Source organism: Paenibacillus koleovorans NBRC 103111 (assembly GCF_004000845.1).
Lineage (GTDB): Bacteria > Bacillota > Bacilli > Paenibacillales > NBRC-103111 > Paenibacillus_AA > Paenibacillus_AA koleovorans.
On the sequence record NZ_BIMA01000132.1, the window covers coordinates 1 to 18,006 of the forward strand.

At 54.5% G+C, this 18,006-nt stretch carries 10 protein-coding genes and 1 pseudogene; all 11 read right to left on the reverse strand.

Annotated elements, in window-relative coordinates; translation table 11 throughout:
* Window positions 1–237: pseudogene (locus tag PKO02S_RS27730) on the reverse strand (hypothetical protein); the annotation flags it as partial.
* 140 nt (window positions 238–377) lie between these two features.
* The gene (locus PKO02S_RS27735; RefSeq protein ID WP_127588282.1) at window positions 378–4,412 is read right to left on the reverse strand and encodes a glycosyl hydrolase; all 4,035 of its coding nucleotides are present in this window, start codon (window positions 4,410–4,412) and stop codon (window positions 378–380) included.
* A gap of 463 nt (window positions 4,413–4,875) precedes the next feature.
* Window positions 4,876–5,784 (reverse strand): DMT family transporter, encoded by a 909-nt coding sequence (locus PKO02S_RS27740; RefSeq protein WP_127588283.1) that lies wholly within the window; start codon window positions 5,782–5,784, stop codon window positions 4,876–4,878.
* A gap of 47 nt (window positions 5,785–5,831) precedes the next feature.
* Window positions 5,832–6,242, reverse strand: coding sequence for a bleomycin resistance protein (locus PKO02S_RS27745; RefSeq protein ID WP_127588284.1), 411 nt, complete (start codon window positions 6,240–6,242; stop codon window positions 5,832–5,834).
* 125 nt (window positions 6,243–6,367) lie between these two features.
* On the reverse strand, window positions 6,368–9,607 hold the full coding sequence (locus PKO02S_RS27750) for a glycosyl hydrolase (RefSeq protein WP_127588285.1): 3,240 nt from the start codon (window positions 9,605–9,607) through the stop codon (window positions 6,368–6,370).
* Window positions 9,608–9,616: 9 nt separating this feature from the next.
* Entirely contained in the window at window positions 9,617–11,236 is a 1,620-nt protein-coding gene (locus PKO02S_RS27755; protein WP_164821729.1) for a response regulator, read from the reverse strand.
* A complete protein-coding gene (locus tag PKO02S_RS27760; RefSeq protein WP_127588287.1) occupies window positions 11,236–13,014 on the reverse strand; it encodes a cache domain-containing sensor histidine kinase in 1,779 nt (592 codons plus the stop codon). Before PKO02S_RS27760 ends, PKO02S_RS27755 begins: the two co-directional genes overlap by 1 nt.
* 107 nt (window positions 13,015–13,121) lie before the next feature.
* On the reverse strand, window positions 13,122–14,735 hold the full coding sequence (locus PKO02S_RS27765) for a type 2 periplasmic-binding domain-containing protein (RefSeq protein ID WP_127588288.1): 1,614 nt from the start codon (window positions 14,733–14,735) through the stop codon (window positions 13,122–13,124).
* 78 nt (window positions 14,736–14,813) lie between these two features.
* Window positions 14,814–15,683 carry a carbohydrate ABC transporter permease gene (locus tag PKO02S_RS27770; protein WP_127588289.1) on the reverse strand — a complete coding sequence of 290 codons (870 nt, stop codon included), beginning with the start codon at window positions 15,681–15,683 and terminating at the stop codon, window positions 14,814–14,816.
* A 17-nt stretch (window positions 15,684–15,700) separates the two neighbouring features.
* The gene (locus tag PKO02S_RS27775) at window positions 15,701–16,603 is read right to left on the reverse strand and encodes an ABC transporter permease (RefSeq protein ID WP_127588290.1); all 903 of its coding nucleotides are present in this window, start codon (window positions 16,601–16,603) and stop codon (window positions 15,701–15,703) included.
* A 115-nt stretch (window positions 16,604–16,718) separates the two neighbouring features.
* Window positions 16,719–17,735 (reverse strand): glycoside hydrolase family protein, encoded by a 1,017-nt coding sequence (locus tag PKO02S_RS27780; protein WP_127588291.1) that lies wholly within the window; start codon window positions 17,733–17,735, stop codon window positions 16,719–16,721.
* Window positions 17,736–18,006 lie beyond the last annotated feature (271 nt).

Consider the following 18,006-nt stretch of genomic DNA (forward strand, 5'->3'; position numbering starts at 1 on the left):
CACGGTGCCCATGACCTTGAAGCGGCGGACAATAAAGTCGTCGTTGTCGCCAAGCAGATCGTTCAAGATGCGCTCGGAATCCTCGATGCTGGTGGTGAGCTCCTTGCCGGGCATAATCGGAGTCGCAAATGCGCCTTGCTTGAGCGTTTGATCCTTCGATTCGCCTTCTTTCTTACCGGAATCATCATTTCTTTTTTTTCGAAACAGGCTGTGTTTTTTTATGATTTTCATTTCCAACCCCTTAGTGCTCGTTTTGTTTGTTATTTGGCATTATTCGCAACAAGGAATCGATCTATCCTATTACAAGAAATAATTACTTGAGAACCACATTAGAAAAGGAGTTAAGCGCATGTGACGCGCTTAACTCCTTGTGTTGATTAAATACCGAGCGTAAAATTGCAAATGCCGATCATGTTGGAGCCTCCGTCATTCGCATATACACGGAGCGAGTAATTACCGTTCGGCAAGCTGATACTGCCCAGCGATACGCTCCAGTAGGCTGTACCGCCGTTATACGTTGCGGTATTGTTGATCGGAGAGGAGCTCGTTGCGCCGGTCGTCAGGTTGATATACTGGTTGGAGGCGTTCTGCAGCGTAACGGTGACGCCGGTCACATACGAATTCCCATCAGGATCGAGCGCAATTCCTCTGAACGCCGTAGGCATAATCGTAACGATTGGCTCGGAGCCTCCTTCGCCTCGGTCGAGCGGACTTGTCACGGCTACGATTACATTGCCTGTCGTATTGGTTGTAGGAGGCGAGCCTGTGTAGCTGCCGAACAGATTCTGATACACAGCCCCAGCAAGCGGATATTGATTGTCGCTTAATCTGCCGTTGTAGGAGGAAGTCGCATTCCAGTACGTCTGATACACCACATCGTTAGAGGCGATCCAGTTGTACATCAGCTTCATGTAGACCGCGCTGTCTCCGGAACCGTTGCCGCCAACCCCCCACTCGGAGTACGCCATCTTCTTGTTGTGCGTCAAGGCGAAGTCGCGATGCCAATTCATCCCGTACGGCCGCGTCAGCGCATACTGGAATCGTTCTTCCGGATTGGAGATGTGCGAGTAATTCTGCTCATCGTAGATATCCATGCCGATGATGTCCACATAGTTGTCTCCCGGATAAGCTCCCTCCGGCCCTAGCGGCGGCATTCCGACGTTGAAGCACCAGTCGAAGCGGAACTTGTTCGATACCGAACGGAATGTCTTGACGAATTGTCGATAAGCGCCGATGAAATCCTGGAGCTTCTTCTCCTGAATTTCGCCAGAGCCGGCGACGATGGTCCATGGGAACCAGCCTCCATTGAACTCCCAAGCCGTGCGGATGTAGATTTCATCGAAATCGGCGTTGCGCGAGAGCAGCACTTCGGCTGCCCGTTTGTATCGGGCGTTGTATGCGCCTTTGGCCGCGTCCTCCAAGTTGGCGTACTGGCCGGTCATCGGTCGCTCATGCGGGATCAGCGGAACGGACCATAGGATCCGGTTGTTAAGCTGTCCCCACACCGCATTGCCTGCTGCCCACGAAATGCTGTTATTGAAGTCGGTCCAGCTCGCATCGCCGCCGTATCCGAGCAGAGCGATATCGTTTCGTCCGATCCATCCCATGAACTGATTGGCGCCGGGGACGCTGTTTCCTACATACGCGCCGATGATCGTCGGATTGTTTGGTATGGAGGTGTATGTGGAATTGTACGTTTTCTTCGGCACTACCTTGATATAGTCCAGGTTAAAGGATGTTACACCTGCGTTGCTCCGAACCGACACCTGCGCACCGGAAGGAATATCGAGATAAACGCTTTGCTCGTAATACGCATTCTGGCCGCTCATCGCGCCGGAAGCCGCGAAATGAATATCCTTCACATGGGAGCCGTTCACATAAAGTCGGGCGTTACCGCTGCTAGTCGCCGCGTAGCCGATAGCCAGCTCGTCGATCGCCATTGAAGCTGTGAACGTAACTTGGGCACTGCTCGACGTGACGCCGACGGCGTTGCCGCCGGATGCATACGTGTCCGCATACGACGTCGCTCCTCCAGCCAATGTCAGGCTTTCGGCTTCATACTGGTAGTAAAGGCGCAGCAGATCGAAGCCGATGGCAGTATCGCCGCTGTCATATTGCAGCTTCACAGTCGCCCCGGACGCAATGGAGATCGGCATGCTCAGCTCCGCGTAAGCGCCCGAAGTGTTCGCCAGCGTAATATTGCCGGCGTCGCTGCCGTTCACATAGAGGCTGATCGTGCCCGCCGCCGTTGTCGAATAGCGAAGATTCAATTTGTTGCCGCCTTCTGTACCGGTAAACTGAACATTTTGACCGACTGCGTTGAGATCGATGACTTTGCCGTCCGATGCCGGCGAATGAGTGCGTAGGGTAGCGCCTCCTGCGAGCGTGCCCCATTCCGCTTCGTACGTCGACCAGGCTCCCTTATAGTACGGCTTAGCCGGAGGCGTCGGGACAGGGTCAATCGCCGGACGTACGATAAAGTATGGGGATTTGACTTCATTCCATCTCGTATTGCCGCTCTCGAAAGACGGGTTCAGGATGAGATTAGCCCCTCCTCCAGACGCGGTTAGGGAGATGTCGTCGATGTATAGCGAACCTACGCCTGTGACCGTACTCTGAATTTGCAGGACGATTGAGGTGTTCGAACCAGAGTTAAACGAGAACGATACTTGCTGCCAAGTATTGTTGGCGGTTACGGAAGCGCTGGAGCCTAGCATCGTTGCCCAGTTCGTCGTGTTCGCCACCAGCTTGATGCCGCTTACGCCCTTGATCCAGGCTGAAACATTGTATGTGGTGTTCGTCGTCAACCCGTTAACAACCTGATGCGGCCCGGACCAAAGCCCGCTGCCCTCCGATACGTAGCGCATCGCCCACGAGCCGGTGCGTGTATTCGGATCTTGCGGCGGCGGGACATACGCCTCCTCGGCGATTACAATATCGTCCACCAGGAAGGTGCCGCTCTGGAACCGATACGTCGAAACGCCAAACTCGGCGATATTGGTGACCGTACTCATCAGAGCGGCGCCAGTCACCATTGTGACTCCGTTAACCTTCACGTCGTATGCCTGCGCAGACATATCGATTTCCACGCGAATGTTGTACCACGTGTTGGCGGTGTAATTTTGCATCGTGTTATGCGTATTGTTCGGAAGCTTGTGCGCCAGCCTGCTCTGATCAAACGCGATCTCGACCGCTTTGTTCCCGCTGCTGTCCCGCAGCGTGAACCACGCCGAACCGGTCGTCTGTTGGGCCTGAATACGCATTTCCAGCGAAACGTCATCCGTCAGAGGCGTGATACTGACTTTCGCTTCGTTTGTCACGGAGTTGGCGTTTTCGGTCGTGCTCAAGTACCGGTTGCCCCCGCTATCCATCGCTACTGCAACGGCATTCGCACCGGTTGTACCCGTCCACCCTGTTGGCAGCTGACCGACGGTCGTGCTCTGGAAATTTTCCGAATACGCTGCGGATGCCGGGATCAAGAACGAGGCACTGATTACGGCCGCGCCAGGAGTGGCGCCGGTCGCAGCAACGGGCGTTACCCCGAAGAACAAATACTGCCCTTTATCTCCCGCCGTCACGGTATAGGTCTGCGAGGTGGCGCCGGAAATGGAGGTTCGGTTCGAGCCATTGGCGAGGGTTCCCCGGTACCATTGGAACGTAGTCGCCCCTTCCGTGTCCGACTCTGCATCCGAGTACGTATAGTGGCCGGTTAAGGTGCTGCCGGTTGTCGGCGAGCCCGAGATCGTGACATTGGACGCCTGAGGCTCGGCATTTTCTCCGCTGATTACGATATCGTCTACCCGGAACGTACCGTTTTGAAACCGGTATGTGGAGAAGCCGAATTGAGATACGTCGGCAACGGTGCTCATTAGCGCTGCATTGGTTACGTACGTAGTCCCGTCGATGGCAACGCTGTAATTTTGCGAAGCCAAGTTGATATCCACACGAATGGTGTACCACTGGTTCGCGGTGTATGTGCGCATCTGGCTGTGCGTATTGTTCGGCAGCTTGCGCGCCAACCGATTCTGGTCGAATGCGAGCTCGACCGCCTTGTTCCCGTTGCTGTCCCTAAGCGTGAACCAGGCCGAGCCGGTCGTTTGCTGAGCCATAATTCGCATTACCGCCGTGGCTGTCGAGGAGAGCGGCGAGAAGTTCACGCTCGCCACGTTGGATACGTTGTTGGTATTCTCCGTCGAGGCCAAGTACCGATTGCCGGTTCCGTCTTGAACGACGCCGACCAAGTCGGCACCTGTGCTGGCCGTCCAGGTCGGCGGCACTTGGCCGACACTCGTAGTTTGAAAATCCTCCGCGAATACGGTTACGATAGCCGCTTTTGCCGTCTGTTCCCAGAACGGCACTACGGATGCGAACAATAGTGCAGTCAACAATAAGATGGATAACGTTTTTCTCATCAGTACACCTCTTTCACCTGCAAATTGGTCGATGATGGATAATTGTCTCTGATCCTTCCACCTGCACGGCCCCTCCCATTCCGGAGCCGTCCAATCCCACCTCCGTCCGCTCAATCGATTAGCTGCGCGTTCCCCCCTTTCCTCTGTTCTGTCTTCATTAAAACAATCGCTCACCCGTTCCGGCTATCTGATAATGTGACTGTTTTTATCGAAAAAGTGACTCTTATGCGCACACACCTAATAGAGAAAGAGCCCCGACAACCATCGAGTTGGCTGGCACCAATGATGTTGAATCCGTACCGGCCGGGAACCCGGGCATGAAGAGAAGCCCCATCCGCCGGATGGGGCTTTTCTCGTTGTATCTCCGGTTGCCGGAAACGCTGCTGTGAGCAGCAAAGAAAATAACGTTATGGCTTTCGTCTCACTTTCTTCGGCGAAACCAAGCTCCCTTCTCCCCTCTTTTTCAGCGATCGAGAGTGGCGTCTTTGGCGCTGCCTCTGTACTTGGTCGGAATGGCGGCGCTCGCCGTCGCCAGGATAAGCAGAAAGCCGCAGAGCAGTACGCGCAGCGACGGTTTGTTCCCGAGAATCATGTAGTCCAGCACCGCCGTTACTGCCGGCTCCAGGCAGAACAAAAGCGAGACCGTGACCAGCGGCAGCCGGCGTTGACCGTACGATTGCAGCAAATTAGCCGCCAACGACACGAATACGACCATGTACCCGATGCCGGCGAGTGTTTGCGGTTGGGAGATCAACACCGATAGCGCAGCTTCCTCCCTGTTGAACCAAGCATAAACAGCCGCCGCTACGGCGAAAAACATTGCGCAGCCGGCAACCCCCAAAAAGGACACTTGCGGCACCTTCGCTCGCTCCTTCGCAAGCAATTGATGGGTTAGAACGATCGCGTAAGCAGATCCGATCATGCCGACAAAGGCCAGGCTGTCGCCCAGATTCAATCCATTCTCCTGTGGTCCGACCAGCAGGGAAATGGCCGCGATCGCGATCACGATCGCCCATCCCTCCTGCCGTGTCGGCATGGCGCGGTCAAGCAGCCAGCGCAGCAACGGCACCACGGCAATGATGAAGCTGTTGATGATCACGACACGTGTCGGAGTTGTGTACTGCACCGCGTAGATAGAGAAGAAGCTCAACACGAAATAGGACAACCCAAGGTGGATCAGCCCCAATCTCCAGATTCTCGCCGGGATCGCTCGGAGGGATCGATGGAAGATCGCGAGGTACACAAACGTCACGACCGCATACCGCCAAAATTGAAACAGCAGCTGGGGATACTCTGCGGTCGACGATTTCATAACAATATATGATAGCCCCCAGATGATTACCGCGCTAAGCACGGCCACATATCCTAACAAAATGTTGCCTCCCTATCTCTGTACCCTTGACCCATTATAACCCAGACTTATTTAACATTCCTTACCCTTTCAAAAAAAGTAATCAGATTGTTGTCCGGATCCAACACCGCGAAATCGCGTTCTCCCCACCACTGATCTCTTAGTGTGGAGTTGGGATGAACGATCTTCAACGGCTCCAACCGCGCAAAAAGCTCATCCACCCCTTCTACTTCGATGCGGCAGCTTGCCGTCCCCGCAATGAACGACTCGGCTCCTGACACGACGGGAGTAGAGCTGCTGCGCGCGCGCCAGCTTTCATCGCGTGCCGCCCACAGATTTAGTTTTACTGCATCATAAAGCAGAACCGCAAATCCATCCTCTTGATGCCCAATCGTAAACCCGAGTTTATCCCGATAAAATTCAAGACTTCGTGCCATTTCTCCGATCGGAAATGCCGGAATCGCTTGTGTCATTCGCATTACTATGGCTCTCCTTTCCATCCAAGCTCAATCAACACCTCTAAAGTAGAAGTATAACAAATATTGACATGCTTAACACCTAACACATTAGCTGAACAAGATCGGCGGTTAGAAAATCTACAAGCTCACAATATTGATTTCAACTCAAGTCTCAATCCAGGTAAACCAACGGAAACGAAGCAGTAGCGGTCGCTCCAGATATGTTCAACTCCGGCATCGACCCATCCGATTTTGTCGGTGAAGCTGGTCGGACCTACGAAGATGACCTCGCCGTTCGCGTGGTGATGCGGGCCAAAGGTGTTACGGCCGCTCGTAATGAGCTCAACGTGCAGATGAAGCTGCGGCCCATGCCCTCGAACAGCTTCGGTCAGGTCGAGCTTCCGATCTCCCCACAGGATAGTTCGAGCCTCGCCACCATTGACGGAGATTCGAATGGCTATTGCGTGCATGGAGTCCCACAGTAAGTAAAGTCGTTGATTGCCTGACTCCAATTGCGACAATACTTCATAGCTTAGTCCAACAGTCCGTTGCAAAGCAACGGTTCCACTGAAAAAGGCTAATCCTTGCTGAGTCACATCATCTATTCGAAGCTGCTCCGACAGTGAAGTAAGCTCAAATGGTCCATTATTCCACTGAGCGTGACGTTCAGTCGGTTCCCAGCTCTGCTCGGTCTGTACAGCAAATAGGCCTAAAAGATAAATACTTTCTATCTCCACATCGAAAAGCAGTTTGTTGCGAATGGGTGCCAAATCCGCTCCTGCGAGTCCGAAAAATCGATAAACCTCATCGTTGGCATAGAATAGACCCGACAGATGCACTTCATTGCGTCCAGGCAATAACGCATGCCCGATCGGATATGTAGGAAAGCTTCGATCACCGCCGAAATATCCGTCGCTGCCATCCGGATGAAGCGTCAAGCCATTGATTGCGAGCGTCCACCCCGCCGGCAGCTCCACGGCAAGTTTCCATTCTGATCGAGCTGATCGTGCCAGCAATTCCTCATCCACATCAAATCGAAAAGCCACCTGTACGTTTACTGGTTTTCCTTCTGCGATGCAACGCTCTTGGATTTTCAGCACATAAGTCGGTTCATTCCACTCTCTATCATCTATTCGGTAGGCGGCGTAGTCAAGGGTTAGCACATTCGGTCCGGATCGCGCATATCTCCAGTCCGGGTGCTGATCGAGCGGGATACAAGTATCCACCCTCTCGAGCTTCACTTCCTCCCATTCCTCCGTTAACGTCACGCTCTCATCTATACCCTTGTCCCAAATAACAAAACACCTGGCATCCCCTGGCTTGAATGTCAAGCAGCTAGAGGTTGCTCCAACTGCACTTCCATCCTCCAGATCGAGCTCCTCCCACATACGCCCGGCCTTTGCCGAAAAGCTTACTTGAACAACCCCCTCTTCACCCGTATGCACCACATACAACAAGATCATGCCTGGCAGCCGGCGCTCCTGAACGAATAATCGACGCAGAGCCACAGAGTGATCAGATGGATAATCCTCCGCAACAAACCATTCTCGACGAGCCGGCAGCTGTTCACGCAAAGCCGCAAGCTCCGCAACTGCAGTGACTTGCCCACCTTTAAACCAATCGGTCACTTCCCGACTCCGGACACCTTCCAAATACGAAGGCGCCGTACCAAGCAGCAGCACTTTTCCCCCAGCCGCCGCGAACTGCTTGATCAGCTCAAAGGTCGGTTGATCCAATGTCAGAACGCTTGTAAGGATAACCGTCTCATACTCCATCTCGCCTACACGCAGCTTTCCGTCGTCTACCCTACCATATTGAGCCATCAATGCCTCGTCGCCGAAGTCAAAATCACGCTGCATCGCCAGCAGCTCCTCCGCCACCGCCTCCAGCTCTGTCTGCATCCGTTCGACTTGCGCGGCATTCGGACCATGCTGCAGCCAAACCGAGCGCATCGGGTGCAGCACCAAAATCCCCGGTACAGCCTCCCCCAAGGTCAACAAGTAGGAAAGTCTGGCGAAATAATCATTGAACCGGCTGTACACATCCCACCAAGGCTGCTGAATAAACAGCGAAGGCGGATAGTCCCGTTTGCGAACGCCGCGGATGGAATACGCTTGCAGATGCGGGCTCATGCGATTCACCCCAAGCACGAATTGCCACTGGGCAAGCTGCTTCATCTCGCGAAAGCTAAGGTTCCAGCCGCAGCAGCCGAATGTTTCCGTCAGCACGAACGGCTTGCCGAGCTGGCGTGCGACGGATGATGCTTGCTTCGGCAGCAAGACAGACCGCGGCTTGCGGCCCAGCATATCGATGCCCGGCATATGCATCCGTTCGTAAAGCGGCATCACGCCCGACGTATAACGCATCTGGTCGAGCAGCGTGTCCTCGCCCATGAGATGGCCGGTCAGCTGCCAACCGTGCGAATCGCACCAGTCGGCGGCAAGCCGCATCGTCCGGCGGAAACGCTCGCTGACCACCCGCCAGTAGCGGTAACGCGCCAGATGCATCTCCGACACGGCAGCCTCATCCGCCGCATCAGCCTCCGTCAGCAGCCAGCCCACCGCCTGCGCAACCGGCTCGCCATAACAAGCGGCGTACTCCTGTTCGAAGTCGTCCGACCAAGGCAGCCCGGAAAACTTGAACTCATCCGTGAAGATTCCCGGAATACCGTCAGGCCCGAAGCATTCGCCAAATCGCTCCCTATACACTTCATGACAAGCTTCTAAGAAAGCCTGCATCACCGGCTCCGATAAAATATCCACGTAGTACGGATTCACCCGGCAGTTCACAAGGAGCATTTCCTGCCATGGTGCTGCTTCCCCATCCGTAATCGCCGTATCCGCCACCGAATTCCACACCTGCCAGTTGGTCCCCACTCGAACCAACTTGAACAGCACTTCCGGTTCCTCCTGCCTATCCTCTAGCTCCTCCTGCAGATTCTCCGTTTCTCCCTGCCTCTTCTTTTGCTCCTCCTGCCGCTCCTTCTGCTCTCGTTCCATCCCCTGCGCCACCCACTCATCAGGTGACACCACGACGCCTTCCAACCATTTCTGCCGATAAGCCCGACCGAGCGCCGGGACAATCCCGTTCGCAGTCCCGCTCGGCCAGCCGTTCTCGTCGTAGCACCAAGCTTCCATCCCCTGCTCCCGAGCTTCCTCCACGGACACTTCAACCGCTCGGAGGAACTCCTCGCCCATATACGGCGAACGCAGCCCCTGCCGGGCATGCATGAAGAAGCCGCCCAGGCCGGCTCGCTTCATCTCGCGAATTTGCCGGCGCAGCTCCTCCGGCTCCAGCCGATCGTTCCAGGACCAGAGCGGCAAGCTGCGATACGCCGCAGGAGGCTGCTTGAATACGGCAGGATCGAACTCGTTCCGGTTCTCCATCTCGTATGCTCAACCTTCTTCTCGTTTCCCTCTCCACCCTGCAACCGCATATTTCTGCGGAGAGGTGCCCGTTATTTTCTTGAACAAGGTGCAAAAGTATTTCTCGTTATGAATCCCAACGGCCTCCGCCAGCTCCAAATTCGTATAATCCCGTTTGCGCAGCAGCTCGATCGCTTGCTCGATACGGCGTCCGGATACGTAATCCGTAAAGTTGATGCCTAGCTCTTTCTTGAACAGCTCACTGACGTAAGAGGCGTTCAGGTGGACATGCTCCGCTACGCTACCGAGCGAAATCGGCTCCTTCAGGTGATCGTCGATGTACCGGATCGCCTGGACCATCTCGGTGCGAAGCCCGCTCCCCTCCGCCAGCTCGCATAACCGCTCCCATTCCCCGCGCAGCCGATCGACAAGATGGTGCAGATGCGTACAATCCGATAAGACGAGCTGCTCCGTACGAGCCGCCATATGCTCTACAGACAACAGACGCTGCCGAAGCCGAATGCACCAAGTCTCGATATAGCCAATCAGCTTGTCGGCCGGAGCTTTATAGCTGTGCAACGCTTGCAGCAGCGGATTCCACTCCTCGCTTACCGTCGAAACACTGATTCGCTCCAGCACCTGCTCGAATCGATCCCGGAGCTCGAGCCAGTCCCGCTCACCATAATGAAGCCTTCGATTAGGCGTGACTACCATGCCGAAGCCCGAATAAAAAGTATCCCCCAGCGCAGCGACTGCCTCCTCATATGAAGCAGATGCTTGCTCCCACCCGTTGTACACCCGACTGACGCCGATGGAGACCGATTGGCGCAAATACGTTTGAATCGCATCAAGAACACGGATGCCAAGCTCATAGGCAAGCCGATCGATCTGCTGCTCGCTTCCTCGTCTCATAACGGTGAACGCCACCAAGAGATTCGGCCGCGTCGTCTCGCAGGAATAACACGCCCCGCTCTCCTGCAGCACTTCCTCCATAATGTTCAGCATGCCGTACTTCAACGTATTGCGATCCGCCGGCGAATACGTCTTGCTGAATTCCGGATAGTCGTCGAAGCGGACGGCGAAGCAGCCGTATCGTCGGGGGTCGAAACCGCGTACGAGCTCGGCGCTGCGGCGTTCCATCGCGGAAGGGGACACTTCCCCCCGCAGCAATTCCTCCAGCAGCTGCTTGCGCAGCCGGTGTGAATTTCCTTTCACCGATCCGCTCAAGCTATGCAGCTGCTGCTCCTTCTGCTCCCGGACGAGCACATTGTTCCGCGCCTTGGCCAGTGCATGCAGGAGATCCTCCTCCCGCAAGGGCACTTTGACCAAGTACTCGAAGACGCCCATCGCTAGCGCCTGCTTGGCGTACGAAAAGTCCGAATAAGCGCTCAAAATCAAAAACTCTACCTGCGGCTGACGCTCCCGGACCTCGCGAATAAGCGCGATCCCATCCTTATCCGGCATGACGATGTCGGTAATGATAAGGTCCGGACACAGTTGATCCGCCAGCTCCAACGCTTCATCCGCCGAATAGGCCCGACCAACAAGCTTGTAAGGCAGTCCTCGCTCAGACCATCTATGAAAATAGCTCTCCAGCCGTTGAACCATCGGCGGTTCGTCATCCACAATCAAGCATGTGATCTCTTTCATCATGGTTCACTCCGTTCCCGATCCCCGATCGTCTCCTGGCTGCCGTCAAACGGAAACGAGAGCGTCACCCTTGTTCCCCGATCCGGCTCGCTGTGGACACTCAGCCCGTAAGGCTCCCCGTAGTTCAACAAAATGCGCTGATGAATGTTGTAGAGTCCGATCCGTTTCCGCCGCTCGAACGAGGCTCTAGCCGGACTGGTCAGCAGCAATCGATCCACCTGCTCCGGCGTCATCCCTTTGCCCTCATCCTCGATCTCCACCAGCAGCATGTCTTCCTGCCTCCTGGCGGACAATCGGATCGCTCCGGATCTGCGGCCCCCCGAGTAGCCGTGGAAAATCGCATTCTCCACAATCGGCTGCAGCGCCATGCGCAAGACGGGATGCTGCAGCAGCTCCTCCGGAATGTCCTGCCTGAACTCAAACTTGCAGTCGTAGCGAATCGATTGAATGTAAATATAATCTTTGACGTTGCGCAGCTCTTGCTCGACGGTAGCGTGATCGGAGAAATCCGTAATCCCGTATTCCAAAATGGAGATCAGCGCCTCGATCATAGGATCCACCTGCTGATAGCGGCCGAAAGCGACCACATTGGAGATCGAACCCAGCGTGTTGTATAGGAAATGCGGATTGATCTGCGAATGGAGCACCTGCAGCTCCAGCTCCTTCTTCTTGCGCTCGCCCTGATTCACATGCTCGATCAAAGTCCGAATACGCCCCAGCATGTCGTCGAACGTTTCCGCGAGTTCACCGAATTCATCTCTGCGTTTGGTCCCGATGCTGACATTTAAGTCGCCATCCTTTACTTGACTGATTTTGCGGATCAAATAATAGACCGGCTTGCGAATCATACGAGCCACGAATGCGGCCGTCACCACACTCAGTACCAGACCGAGCAGCAGCAGGCCGATAAAATACGTCTCCATGCGTTTCAGCGTGGCCAACAAGGAGCTGCCGTCATAAAAGGCAAAGACAATCCACTTCGTACGAGGATTGATGCTTTTCATAATGGTGACTTGATTGCCGTTTATCCGCTCCAGGAACACATCTTCCTTGTTCTGGATCAGCTCGAGCCCGTCCCGCTCGCCGAAGCGCAGCCTGTGATCGACCACAGACAGCAGCTTGCTGCCTGTCGGCTCCAAGATGACGTTGCCCTTCGTATCCAGGATGCTTAGCTGCAAGTCCGTACTCCCGCCGATGTGCTGCAGACGCTCCTGCAAGGCGGATAAGTTCAAATCAACCGCGAGCGCCATAGGCTCCCCTGCAAAGGCAAGCGACTTCGTAAACGTTACCGTCCACCCGGAGAAAAACCCTCGGTAGGGCTCGCTGATCGCTACGGCGCCAAATTTGTTCGCATATGCCATCTGATACAACGGATCGCGTTCCGGCCTCGGATCATTCAAAACCTTGGTCACGACGTTGCCGCCCAGAATGGACAAATCTTTGCGAATCAAGTAAACATCGGTCAGCATGATCGCATTGTCGCGATAGACGATTTCTAGTCCCGCTTGGGCCATCTCCAGGTCGTTGCGCCAGGATTCGGCTGAGGAGGATAGCTGCGCAAGCGTATTTTGCACCAAGAGGAAATACAAATCAATGTACTCCTCTTCCTTGACCAGCAGCTGTTTGGCTTGATCGAGCTGGCTGGAAGTAATCTCGTTTTTGATATACCGGTAGGAAAGCGCGCTAAGAATCGACTCGGAGCCCAGAACAAACACGAAGCAGACCAGAAACAGTCGAAAGGATATATGTTGAAATCGTTTCAAGATCCAATGGCGCATGCGTTCAGCTCCCTGTCTGACTTAGGCTGTGGATTCCACTCGGTACAGTTACAGATACAGATACAGGTCGAAAAAAGAGGGGAAGTCCCCTCTTCTTCCGAGCTTGCTTATTTCAAGACACCGTCGCTTTGCAGCTGTTTCGTATAAGTGGCGATCGCTTCGTTCAGCTTGAACTTGTCCTGCAGCGTCTTCATATACGTATCCCAGTTGGACATCGGTTCCTTGCCGGTAGCGAACTTCAGCATCATCTCATTCACATACTTGAGCCGGTCTTGAGCGAGCGGGTCGTTCGCATCGTCAAATACGCGCGGATTGATGTTGTTGTCTTTCAGATAGGTCGTGTTGATTTTCAAGTTGGCGTTCGTTACATCCGGATTCTGGAAATCGAAGTACACACCGTCATTCGCCTTCCGCACGAACGCGTAATTGTACCGCCATTCGACTTCCTTCTCATTGTACGTAGCACGATTGATGAGCTTCGGTTGACCGTTCGTGACGGTGAATGTCTTATCCTTGATGCCGTAAGACAGGTAAGGGTAAGCGTCGTTGTTCGTGTAGAGGTACTGGATGAATTGCATCGCGCGTTTCGCTTTGCCGGCATCCTTCATCGCTTCCTTCGAAATCCCGATCAGCGATTGTTGGAACGGCTTCGTATCCAAGATTTGATCGCCGTACGGTCCCTTAGGCGGGGCGATCTGCTTCCACTCCGGAATGCTGCCGCCCGCATCCTGCATTTTCTTCGTCTCCGCAGGCTCGGAGCGGCGCCAGTCTTGAATCATGATGCCTACTTTGCCTTGATACATCTTATTGTCGCGCTTCAAACCGTCGTCGATCGTCACCCAGTCCGGATCCACCACTTTGGCATCGAGCATATCGCGGATGAACTGCAGCGCTTCTTTGGTCTTCGGATCCGTGTTGTACACGACGACTTTGCCGTCCTTCACGTCGACGAAGTTAGGTTGGACGCCAAACATCCAGAATATTTGCTGGAACCCGTTCGGACCGCTCGTGCTGTAGCCCAGAGACCCGTCCTTCGGCAGCATGCCGACGAACCCGTAAGTGTCGTTTTTTCCATTGCCGTCCGGATCGTTGAAAGTGAACGCTTTCATGACCGTCATCAGCTCTTGCGGGTTCGTAGGCACATTCAGGTTCAGCTTCTTCAGCCATGTGCCGTTGATCCACCAGCCGTTGACGCCGCCAACGGATTCGGAGGCTGGAATCCCGATCGTATGTCCTTTATATTTCATTGGCTCGAGACGCGACGGGTCGAATGCTTTCGTCAGTTCCGGGAAGCTCTTCAACAGATCGTCCAGATCCGCGAGCAAGCCTTGATCGTAATACTTGATTGCCGAAGCGCGATCCGGGAACGAAACGATGTCTGGAATTTGATTGGAGGAGATGAGCAGGTTCAGCTTGTCTTTCCAGTTCTCCCCACCCATAACCATGTCGAGATCGATGTTATTGTCCTTTTCGATCATCTGACGAATCGGGTCCTGGTCCTTGGGAGGCATGGGAGTTGTTAGCCGATAGCCGATCGTGTTGTAAAAGCTGATTTTGTACTTTTTGTCATCAACTGCTGTAGTAGCTGCCGGAGACTTGCCCGGTGTCCCAGTCGCAGCGCTGTCAGGCGTTGTCGTGTTGTTCGCTTTGCTGCAGCCTGCCGCTACGGTCCCTAACAATACCGTCATCGCGAGCAATGTGCTTGCCTTTCTTGGATTCATCGATAACCCTCTCCCTACGTTCTATTATACATGCTATATCAAGAGTTTCCTCCGGATATTGTTGTCTGAGCCGGGCTGCTAACCTTTCACGGAGCCAAGCAGCACGCCGCGGGTAAAATGCTTCTGGATAAACGGATAGATCAGCAAGATCGGTAAAGTTGTTACGACGACGGACGCCATCTGCACGGAAATCGGGTTCACGGAGTTGGCCGCTTCGGCCGCATCCCCGCTGATCGCGACGGAAGCGAGCAGGATTTGTCTTAGGAATAGCTGGACGGGCTGCTTCTCGGCATCGCTGATGTAGATCAAGGCATCGAAGTAATTGTTCCAGTGCCAGACGGCGTAGAACAGACCGATCGTTGCAATGATAGGCACGGAGAGCGGTAATATGATGCGGACCAGGATGGATATTTCTCCCGCGCCGTCGATTCGTGCGGCCTCGTCAATTGCCTCCGGCAGTTGCTCGAAGAAACTTTTTACGATCATGAGATAGAACGCATTGACGAGTCCCGGGATGACCAAAGCCCAGGTGGAATTTAGCAGCCCGACTTCCTTGACGAGCAAGTAGCTCGGGATGATCCCACCGCTGAACAGCATCGTGAAGACGATGAAGAGCAGAATCGGACTTCGACCTGGCAGCGCTTTGCGGGATAGAGGCAAGGCGGTCATAATCGTGAACACCAGATTGAGCAGCGTACCGATAATCACTCGGAACAGTGTCACTTGATACGCGTTAAATAAGCGGTCCCCTTGCAAGATTTCCTTGTACGCGGTCCAGGTAATATTGGTGGGGATGATCACAAGTCCGTCGCGCTTGATCACTTCCGAAATCGGCGTCAATGAGATGCTGATCACATAAAGGAATGGAAGCGTACAGGAGGCCGCGAGTAAGGCAAGCAATGTATAATTAATGCCATTAACCAATCTTTCAGTGGCTGTAGTTTGCATCGAATCCTCCCTCCTCTCTACCAAATTTGTCCGTCGAATTTCTTAGCTAATTGGTTGGCTCCAAGCACGAGTACGAAACCAATCAACGATTTGAACAGCCCGACGGCGGTAGCTAGGCCGATGCGTCCCTCTTGCATCCCTACCCGATACACCCATGTTTCAATGACATCCGCTTTTGCTTGGTTCAGAGGATTGAGCATCATGAATATCTGATCGAATCCGACATCCAGAATCGAGCTTAGCCGGAGCACCAGCATGAGGAGGATGACATTGCGTATGCCTGGCAGCGTCACATGCCACAGCTGTCTGGAGCGGGATGCGCCGTCGACGGTGGCGGCTTCGTACAAACTAGGATCAATTCCGGTCAAAGCCGCAAGGTAGATGATCGCTCCCCAGCCGACCGACTGCCATATATCCGTTGTGACTATGATCGTACGGATCAGTCCCGGTTCGGTTAGGAACGAGATTCGATCCAGATGCATGGCGGTCAGCAGCTGGTTCACCAGGCCCGAACCCGGCGCCAGGAACGCAACGAGCAAGCCGTATATGATGACCCATGACAGGAAATGCGGCAAGTACGAGAGTGTTTGGACCGTTCGTTTGAACCCGTTCGATGTGACCGCATTCAGCATCAGCGCCAGGACGATGGGAGCCGGAAACGAGAATACTAGCTTGTAGAGCGAGATGAGAATCGTGTTGCCGATAATTTGTTTAAAGTAAATGCCGTTAAAGAATAGCTCGAAGTTTTGCAGCCCGACCCATGGACTTTCCCATAAGCCTTGCAGGACGTTGTAGTTTTTGAAGGCCGCGGCGATGTACAGCATCGGCACATATTTGAATACCGCAAAGTAGAGCAGGCCCGGGATCACGAGCAAATACAGCATCCCGTATCTTCGCAGCGGTCGAAGGCTTCGCCTCATAGGGTGTTCCTCTCTCTCTTCATTCTGTGTACCCTGATTATAGCTAGGCACTTTTACGCTTTCGTTCAACATCTTCGGCGATTCGTCCAAAATTTTCGGAACCGGCTTAGCGGCGTTATGGAGCCGCTTGTAACGGGATTTGCACGTTGTAAGCTCGGCTGTCCGCTCGCTCCAGAACGGCGCAAATCAGTGCTTCCGGCTTGCCTGCGGCATTGAGAAGCACCTGGGGCCGTTCCAGCCGCAGCATCGATTGGCTTGTTCCATCGGCCCAGCGCAAGGTTAGATCCAAGGCGAGCGGTGATGGAGCGGGTTGCCATTTCAATCCGTCCGCTGACTGGAATAAAGCGATACTGCCCCTTTTGGCGCCTGTAAAGTAGCCTTGAAAATCCTTGATCAACGCGTAGAACTGCTCATGGTCGGCTTGCCACCAGACGCACGGATCCTCCACCGCCCAATCGTTGGTCGGGTTCGAGATGGTAGGTTTGTCCGTCTTGCGAAAAGGCCCTCGCGGATGATCGGCTATCGCGATGCCCGCATTGACAGCGCCTCCCTTAGGCGGAGGTCCTTCCGCGACTCCTTTGTACATCATCAGGAATCGACCGTCCGGAGTTGCGCACGCGGTGGGGTTATTGGTCACGAGTCCGTCCCAGGAGCCTGGAGAAACCTCGAGCAGCGGTCTGGCTTGCCGCTCCCAAGGTCCTAGCGGATGGTCGGCCACAGCGACGTGGATACGTTGGTTGTTGCGGTAAGCCCACCAAGTGGTCTCTTCCGCAGGTGAGTCCATGTCGAAGTCCGGACCGTGTGTACCCATGTAGTACAAGTAGTAGCGGCCCTGATGTTGAACGATCACCGGATTGTGCGAAACTTGGTGGCCCGAGGGGTCCGTGCTCGTGTGGCTGTCCCAAAGCTGACTCACATGCTGAAACGGACCTAGCGGAGAATCCGCCACAGCGCAGGCCAGCTCCGAGTGCGTCACCCAGGATTCGAACCCAACCGCCTCCGGCCACCTCGAGTAAATCAAGTAGTATCTTCCCGCTTCGTCGCGTGTCATGGACCCGCACCAGACATGCCAACCTGGCAGCTCGAACTTCGCATGTGCAGGAACGGGTTGCAGCAGCTTCTGGAAATTCACGCGCTCACACTCCTTTATCCGTCCGAAACTGGTTGCTTTTCTGAGATTCCAACGGTCTGAACCCAGTATAAGCCGGTGCTCGGGCGGAAAAGTTTCATTTTTTCGGCGGTTGGTTTGAAGTTTTGGGAAGTCGGGGCCAGCGCGGGGTAAAAAGAAAAACCGCCCTGGCAGACGGTCCTCTGGCGTAAGTGTTCAGTTGGCGCGAGGAGGCAGGCAAGTGGTTAAGCCCTGATTTCAAAGGCGACCGCGTCGCTTTTCCAATCCGGCCCCT

What these genes read in the sequence shown, in the direction of transcription:
- PKO02S_RS27735 (WP_127588282.1), bottom strand. Translation starts at nt 4,412, where the DNA reads ATGAGAAAAACGTTATCCATCTTATTGTTGACTGCACTATTGTTCGCA.
- PKO02S_RS27745 (WP_127588284.1), bottom strand. Translation starts at nt 6,242, where the DNA reads ATGCGAATGACACAAGCGATTCCGGCATTTCCGATCGGAGAAATGGCA.
- PKO02S_RS27750 (WP_127588285.1), bottom strand. Translation starts at nt 9,607, where the DNA reads ATGGAGAACCGGAACGAGTTCGATCCTGCCGTATTCAAGCAGCCTCCT.
- PKO02S_RS27755 (WP_164821729.1), bottom strand. Translation starts at nt 11,236, where the DNA reads ATGAAAGAGATCACATGCTTGATTGTGGATGACGAACCGCCGATGGTT.
- PKO02S_RS27760 (WP_127588287.1), bottom strand. Translation starts at nt 13,014, where the DNA reads ATGCGCCATTGGATCTTGAAACGATTTCAACATATATCCTTTCGACTG.
- PKO02S_RS27765 (WP_127588288.1), bottom strand. Translation starts at nt 14,735, where the DNA reads ATGAATCCAAGAAAGGCAAGCACATTGCTCGCGATGACGGTATTGTTA.
- PKO02S_RS27770 (WP_127588289.1), bottom strand. Translation starts at nt 15,683, where the DNA reads ATGCAAACTACAGCCACTGAAAGATTGGTTAATGGCATTAATTATACA.
- PKO02S_RS27775 (WP_127588290.1), bottom strand. Translation starts at nt 16,603, where the DNA reads ATGAGGCGAAGCCTTCGACCGCTGCGAAGATACGGGATGCTGTATTTG.